Raw genomic sequence first — 6,879 nt, 5'->3', positions numbered from 1 at the left:
CGCCGCGCGATGGCCGACAAAGGCGCGCAGTGGCACTTCATCTCGACGCTCGACGATCTCGCGTGGCTGCTGAATCTGCGCGGCGCCGACGTCAGCTACAACCCGGTGTTCGTCGCGCATGCGCTGATCGGCACGGATCGCGTGTCGCTGTTCATCGCCGACGGCAAGGTTTCGCCGGCGCTCGCCGAGGTGCTCGCGCGCGACGGCATCGGCGTCGAGCCCTATGCGAATGCCGCGGCCGCGCTCGCCGTGCTGCCGGCCGGCAGCACGCTGCTGATCGACCCGCGCCGCATCACGTACGGCTCGCTGCAGGCGGTGCCGTCGTCGGTGACGGTGGTCGAGGCGGTCAACCCGTCCACGTTCCTGAAGTCGTGCAAGACCGCCGCCGATGCCGCCCACGTACGCGCGACGATGGAACAGGACGGCGCCGCGCTCGCCGAATTTTTCGCGTGGTTCGAAAGCGCATTGGGCCGCGAGCGCATCACCGAGCTGACCATCGACGAACGCCTGACGGCCGCCCGCGCGCGCCGTCCCGGTTTCGTGTCGCTGAGCTTTTCGACGATCGCCGGTTTCAACGCGAACGGCGCGATGCCGCACTATCGCGCGACCGAGGCGTCGCACGCGGTGATCGAGGGCGACGGCCTGCTGCTGATCGACTCGGGTGGCCAGTACCTGAGCGGCACGACCGACATCACGCGCGTGGTGCCGATCGGCACGCCGAGCGAGGCACAGCGGCGCGATTTCACGATCGTGCTCAAAGGCATGATCGCGTTGTCGCGCGCACAATTCCCGCGCGGCATCCGCTCGCCGATGCTCGACGCGATCGCGCGCGCGCCGATCTGGGAAGCGGGTGCGGACTACGGCCACGGCACCGGCCACGGCGTCGGCTATTTCCTGAACGTGCACGAAGGTCCGCAGGTGATCTCGCACTACGCGCCCGCCGAGCCGTGGACCGCGATGGAAGAGGGCATGATTACGTCGAACGAGCCGGGTCTCTACCGGTCGGGCAAGTGGGGCGTGCGGATCGAAAATCTTGTGCTGAACGTGGCCGCCGAAAAAACCGAATTCGGCGATTTCCTCAAGTTCGAAACGCTGACGCTGTGCCCGATCGACACGCGCTGCATCGAACTCGCGCTGCTGCGCGACGACGAGCGCGCGTGGCTCAACGCGTATCACGAGACGGTGCGCGCGCGCCTGTCGCCGCATGTGACGGGCGACGCGAAAGCGTGGCTCGAACTGCGCACGCAGCCGATCTGAACGTAGCGAGACCCGAGCAAGACTCAAGCAAGACCCGAGCGAGGAGCCTGCATGGCGATCAAGGCAGTGGTGTTCGATTTTGGCGGTGTGCTGATCGACTGGAGTCCCGAGTATCTGTACCGCGAACTGATTCCCGACGAAGCCGAGCGCCGCTGGTTTCTCACGCACGTCTGCTCGATGGACTGGGTGATTCGCCAGGACGGCGGCCAGCCGATCGCCGAGGCGACGGCTGAACTGATCGCCAGGTTTCCCGGTCACGCGCCGCTGATCCGCGCGTTCTACGAGCGCTGGCACGAGATGGTGGCGGGCGTGCTCGCAGACGGCGTCGCGCTGATGGAAACGCTCGAAGCCGCCAACGTGCCGCTCTTCGGCCTCACCAACTGGTCGGCCGAGACTTTTCCGTACGCATGGGAGCACTACCCGGTGCTGCGGCGGTTTCGCGACATCGTCGTGTCGGGGCGGGTGAAGCTCGTGAAGCCCGACCCGGCAATCTTCGCGGAAATGCGCCGGCGCATCGACGCGCAACTGCCCGGCATCGAACCCGCCGAACTGGTCTTTATCGACGACAACCTCAAGAACGCCCAAGCCGCGAGCGCGCTCGGCTGGCACGGCGTGCATCACACGAGCGCCGCGCAAACCGGCGCGAAGCTGCGCGGGCTGGGGCTGCCGGTCTGAGCCGGACGTGCGGGCCTACTGCCCCAACAGGTTCTTCAACGCATTCCCGAGCCCCTTCACGGTCTCGCCCGCGCCCTTCGCGACACCCTCGACGCTCACGCCGAGGGCCTGCGCGAACCCGGCGCCGATGCGCGCGAGCAGGCCTTCGCGCACCGAGAACTTCGGATCGCGCAAATCGCCATCGAGCACGAAATGCAGCGAGACGTCGCCGTTGTGCGACTTCAGCGCGGCGACGGCGGCGCGCGTCGGAATCGACATGAAGGTGTCGAGCGGATTGTCGCTTTCCGCGAGTTGCAGATTGCGCACCGTCACGCTGCCGGGCGCATGCAGGCGATAGTCGCGCACCGTCGATTCCACCGTCAGGTCGATCGTGCCGCCCGTCACCTGGGCACGCGCGCCGGCCTTCTTCAGCAGATACGGATCGAGCAGCGCGATATCGACGCCTTGCAGCCTGCTCGTGGTCTGCGAATCGCGGCTTGCGATCCTGATCCAGCCGTCGAACGTGACCGTGCCCGTATGCACCGGACCTTTGAGCGAGCCCCGCACGCTCACGCTGGTCGGCTCGTTGAGCGACGGCAGATGCAGATTGTCGACGCTCGCATGGGCGTTGCTGACCGTCACCCTGAACGGTGGCGGCCCGACGGTCATGTCGTAGAAATGGAAGTTGCCCTGCTCGAAGCGGATGTGATCGACCTGCTTCTCGCGCGGAGTCGACGGCCCGGCGCCGTTGCCGGGTGGATTGCCACGGTTCAGCGATTCGCGCAGATTCGGCAGTAGCCTGAGCGAGCCGTCCTTCGTGCGCAGCACGGCGAGGTCGAAGCCGCGCACGACCACTTCGCGGATATGCATGCGCCGCGCGAGCAGATCGCGCAGATCGGGCGTGATGGTGATGTCGTCGGCGCGCAGCGGCTCGCCGGCGGGCCAGCCGGGCGGTGCCTTCAGCAGAACGTGGGAGAGGTGAACCGAGGTGAGGCCGACGTCGATGCGTTCGACGCTGCCGAGCGGGCCGAGCGCCGCGTTGATGCGAGTTCTGACTTCCTGTTGCGCGAACAGCAGCACGCCGATTGCGACGAGCATCAATGCCAGCAGCGTGCCGCCCACGATGACGATCCAGCGCTTGCCCTTCGACATCGCCATGCTTGTCTCCTCGTCACCGCGCGGCGCGGTATGGCTGTGAACGGTCCATGCGCACGCTGGGCGCATGGACCGGGGCGCGGGCAACTGGCGTGGTGCCGGCGTGGTGCTGGCGTCATGCGGCATGAGCCCCGCATGAACCGGCGTGATGCCGGTATGACGCCGACTTGGCGAACGATCGCCGTCACCGCACCTGTGCCAGCAATGCCCGTTCCGCGCCGGCAACCCTATCCGGCGTTCGCCGGACGGGCCATGCCACGCCACGTCACCTCACGTCACGTCACTCACCCGCCGTCCGCTCAGCGCGAGATCGGCTTGTAACGCAGACGCTTCGGCCGCGCGGCTTCTTCGCCGAGGCGCGCGCGCTTGTCCGCTTCGTACTCCTGGTAGTTGCCGTCGAAGAAGGTGATTTGCGAATCGCCTTCGAACGCGAGGATGTGCGTCGCGATGCGGTCGAGGAACCAGCGGTCGTGCGAGATCACGAGCACCGAGCCCGCGAATTCGAGCAGCGCGTCTTCGAGCGCGCGCAGCGTTTCGACGTCGAGGTCGTTCGACGGTTCGTCGAGCAGCAGCACGTTGCCGCCCGCGATCAGCGTCTTCGCCAGATGCAGACGGCCGCGCTCGCCGCCCGACAGATTGCCGACGACCTTCTGCTGGTCGCCGCCCTTGAAGTTGAAGCGGCCGATATACGCGCGCGACGGCGTTTCGTAGCGGCCGACCGTCAGCACGTCGGCGCCGCCCGAGATTTCCTCGAACACGGTCTTCGAGCCGTCGAGCGCGTCGCGGCTCTGGTCTACGTAGGCGAGCTTGACGGTCGGGCCCTGGACGATCTCGCCCGAATCCGGCTGCTCACGGCCCGTCAGCATGCGGAACAGCGTCGACTTGCCGGCGCCGTTCGGCCCGATGATGCCGACGATCGCGCCGGCCGGAATCTTGAAGCTGACGTTATCGAGCAGCAGTCGGTCGCCATACGACTTGCTGACGTTCTTGAACTCGATCACTTCATTGCCGAGACGGTCGCCGACCGGAATGAAGATTTCCTGCGTCTCGTTGCGCTTCTGGTATTCCTGGCTGTTCAGTTCCTCGAAGCGGGCAATACGCGCCTTCGACTTCGCCTGACGGCCCTTCGGGTTCTGGCGCACCCATTCGAGTTCCTTCTTGATCGCCTTCTGACGCGCCGATTCCGACGCTTCTTCCTGCTTCAGGCGCGCTTCCTTCTGATCGAGCCAACTGCTGTAGTTGCCCTTCCACGGAATGCCGTGGCCGCGGTCGAGTTCGAGAATCCACTCGGCGGCATTGTCGAGGAAGTAGCGGTCGTGGGTGACGGCGACCACGGTGCCCGGGAAACGCGTGAGGAACTGCTCGAGCCATTCGACCGATTCCGCGTCGAGGTGGTTGGTCGGCTCGTCGAGCAGCAGCATGTCCGGCTTTTCGAGCAGCAGCTTGCACAGCGCGACGCGGCGCTTTTCGCCGCCCGACAGATGTTCGATCTTCGCGTCCCACGCGGGCAGGCGCAGCGCGTCGGCGGCGATTTCGATCTGCTGCTCGGCGCTGCCGTCGCTCGTCGCGAGAATCGCCTCGTACTTCGCCTGCTCGGCGGCGAGCGCGTCGAAGTCGGCATCCGGCTCGGCGTAGGCCGCGTAGATTTCGTCGAGCTTCTTCTGCGCGTTGAAGACGTCGCCGAGACCTTCCTCGACCGCTTCACGCACGGTCTTCTGCGGATCGAGCTGCGGCTCCTGCGGCAGGTAGCCGATGTTCAGGTTCGGCATCGGCGTGGCTTCGCCCTCGATCTCGGTGTCGACGCCGGCCATGATGCGGATCAGCGTCGACTTGCCCGAGCCGTTCAGGCCGAGCAGGCCGATCTTCGCGCCGGGAAAGAACGACAGCGAGATGTCCTTGAGGATCTGGCGCTTGGGCGGCACGATCTTGCCGACCCGGTTCATGGTGAAAACGTATTGGGCCATTTGCTTGCAGTAGACGTTGACGACGCCGGCCGCGCGAGGGGCGGGCAGTCGAGGGTGGATGGGTAATCGGTGTGAGGGCCGGGCGGAACACCCGGCGCCGGCCGGCGCGGCGCCGGACTCGGACGACGCTGCCGCGCGCGGCGTGTGGTTCAGGTGGCATTGTACTTCGCGGCGGGGCTGGCAAGGCAGCGGGAATTCCAGTGGCAGACCGGTTCGCGCGGCGGGCCGGGCAGCGTCTTGTACACCCTCTCGCGCGCCGTTCCGCCGATTCTCAGAGCCATTGCGCGACGCCGCCGTGCCGCGAGCAGGTGCCTCTGCGATGCTGGCTGAAACTGTAGCTGCCGTCGCGGCAACGCGCGGTCGCGCCTTCGGGCGCCCTGCCCGATAGCGAACGGGCCGGCGCATGCACGGTGTTGCCGTCGCGATTCGTATAGGTGTGGTGGTTGCTGAGGTTCGATTCGTCGGGATTCGTGCCCGGCGCGACGTAGGCGAATGCCTGCGCTGCGCTCAACAGCAGCGCAGCGGCAATCACCGCATACGGGCGGAGGGCCCGGAGGGCGAGGCTTTTCATGATTCCCCGAAGCGTGGTGATGCGTTGTTGTTCGTTCTTTGTTCCGGCGGCGGCGCGAGCCGCTGGACGCCGTCATGGCATCCCGACATCGCTCAGTTCGCGCGCCGTCCGGTCTGCGGATCGAAGAAGTGCAGATGCTGCGCGGGCAGCACGACCTGCAGCGTCTCGCCCGCTGCCGGACGATGCGCATGCGGCAGCCGCGCAGTCACGTCGTGCTTGCCCCAACGGCCGTGCGCGAGATTGTCCGCGCCGAGCAGTTCGCAGGATTCGACCGTGAGCGGCGCGGTCGGCGCGTCGGCCGTGCCTGGGCTCATGTGCTCGGGGCGAATGCCGAGCGTCCATTCGCGGCCCGCCGCGACTTCGCGGCCGATCGACGGCACGCCCGCGAGCGGCAGCTTCGGACCGTTGCCGGCGACCTCGAAGGTCGCGCCGTCGTCGGAGACGCGGCCGTCGAGCAGGTTCATCCCCGGCGAGCCGATGAAGCTCGCGACGAACACCGTGGCCGGCCGCTCGTAGACCTCGGTCGGCGCGCCGATCTGCTCGGCGTGGCCCTTGTTCATCACGATCACGCGCTGCGCCAGCGTCATCGCTTCGATCTGATCGTGCGTCACGTACAGGCTCGTGGTCTTGAGCCGCGCATGCAGACGCTGGATTTCGAGGCGCATCTGCACACGCAGACGCGCGTCGAGATTCGACAGCGGCTCGTCGAACAGAAACACGGCCGGCTCGCGCACGATCGCGCGGCCCATCGCGACGCGCTGCCGCTGCCCGCCCGACAGCTCGCGCGGCTTGCGCTGCAGCAGCGCGCCGAGTTCGAGAATCTGCGCGGCGGCTTCCACGCGCTTCGCGATCTGCGCACGATCGACGCCGGCGATCTTCAGCGCGTAGCCCATGTTTTCGGCCACGCTCATATGCGGATACAGCGCGTAGTTCTGGAACACCATCGCGATGTTGCGGTCCTTCGGCTCCAGTTCGTTGACGACCTTGCCGGCGATCGAAATGCGGCCGTCGGAGATGCGCTCGAGCCCCGCGACCATGCGCAGCAACGTCGATTTGCCGCAGCCGGACGGGCCGACCATCACGACGAATTCGCCGTCGGCCACGTCGACGTCGATGCCGTGCAACACGAACTGTTTGCCGTCGTAGGTTTTCTTCACGCCTTGCAGAGTCAGTGCAGCCATGCTGTTCCAGCCTTTGAGTTGCTTGCCGCGCGTTGCCTTTCTGCGCCGTTCGACGGGCGGCGCGCGGGGGTTTTTCTATGCGGCGCATAACGACGCC

The 6,879-nt window shown here is 66.7% G+C and carries 6 protein-coding genes; 2 read left to right on the top strand and 4 right to left on the bottom strand.

Features of this window, described 5'->3' with window-relative positions:
• On the top strand, positions 1 to 1,257 hold a 1,257-nt coding region (locus GXB81_RS18700), incomplete at its 5' end, for an aminopeptidase family protein P (protein WP_205990008.1).
• Between the two features lie 51 nt (positions 1,258 to 1,308).
• Positions 1,309 to 1,932 (top strand): HAD family phosphatase, encoded by a 624-nt coding sequence (locus tag GXB81_RS18695; RefSeq protein ID WP_167045737.1) that lies wholly within the window; start codon positions 1,309 to 1,311, stop codon positions 1,930 to 1,932.
• Positions 1,933 to 1,947: 15 nt separating this feature from the next.
• Here the strand turns inward: GXB81_RS18695 and GXB81_RS18690 are convergent, their stop codons facing one another.
• The 4 genes from GXB81_RS18690 to GXB81_RS18675 all read right to left on the bottom strand — a co-directional run bounded on the left by GXB81_RS18690 (position 1,948) and on the right by GXB81_RS18675 (position 6,782).
• Entirely contained in the window at positions 1,948 to 3,069 is a 1,122-nt protein-coding gene (locus tag GXB81_RS18690; protein WP_167045740.1) for a DUF748 domain-containing protein, read from the bottom strand.
• A gap of 296 nt (positions 3,070 to 3,365) precedes the next feature.
• Positions 3,366 to 5,030, bottom strand: coding sequence for an energy-dependent translational throttle protein EttA (ettA, locus tag GXB81_RS18685; RefSeq protein WP_167045743.1), 1,665 nt, complete (start codon positions 5,028 to 5,030; stop codon positions 3,366 to 3,368).
• A 271-nt stretch (positions 5,031 to 5,301) separates the two neighbouring features.
• Positions 5,302 to 5,601: a DUF3761 domain-containing protein gene (locus GXB81_RS18680; protein WP_167284158.1), complete on the bottom strand. Its 300-nt coding sequence runs from the start codon at positions 5,599 to 5,601 to the stop codon at positions 5,302 to 5,304.
• Between the two features lie 92 nt (positions 5,602 to 5,693).
• Complete coding sequence (locus GXB81_RS18675; RefSeq protein ID WP_205990007.1) at positions 5,694 to 6,782, bottom strand: sn-glycerol-3-phosphate import ATP-binding protein UgpC; 1,089 nt, start codon at positions 6,780 to 6,782, stop codon at positions 5,694 to 5,696.
• Between the last annotated feature and the right edge of the window lie 97 nt (positions 6,783 to 6,879).

The sequence above is a fragment of the Paraburkholderia sp. Ac-20336 genome, assembly GCF_017105025.1.
GTDB lineage: Bacteria > Pseudomonadota > Gammaproteobacteria > Burkholderiales > Burkholderiaceae > Paraburkholderia.
Note: the sequence above shows the minus strand (reverse complement) of the source record. Positions and strands in the feature narration are given on the sequence as shown.

Excerpts from the sequence above, each read along its gene's own strand:
- GXB81_RS18695 (WP_167045737.1), top strand. The coding sequence starts at position 1,309 with ATGGCGATCAAGGCAGTGGTGTTCGATTTTGGCGGTGTGCTGATCGAC.
- GXB81_RS18690 (WP_167045740.1), bottom strand. The coding sequence starts at position 3,069 with ATGGCGATGTCGAAGGGCAAGCGCTGGATCGTCATCGTGGGCGGCACG.
- ettA (WP_167045743.1), bottom strand. The coding sequence starts at position 5,030 with ATGGCCCAATACGTTTTCACCATGAACCGGGTCGGCAAGATCGTGCCG.
- GXB81_RS18680 (WP_167284158.1), bottom strand. The coding sequence starts at position 5,601 with ATGAAAAGCCTCGCCCTCCGGGCCCTCCGCCCGTATGCGGTGATTGCC.
- GXB81_RS18675 (WP_205990007.1), bottom strand. The coding sequence starts at position 6,782 with ATGGCTGCACTGACTCTGCAAGGCGTGAAGAAAACCTACGACGGCAAA.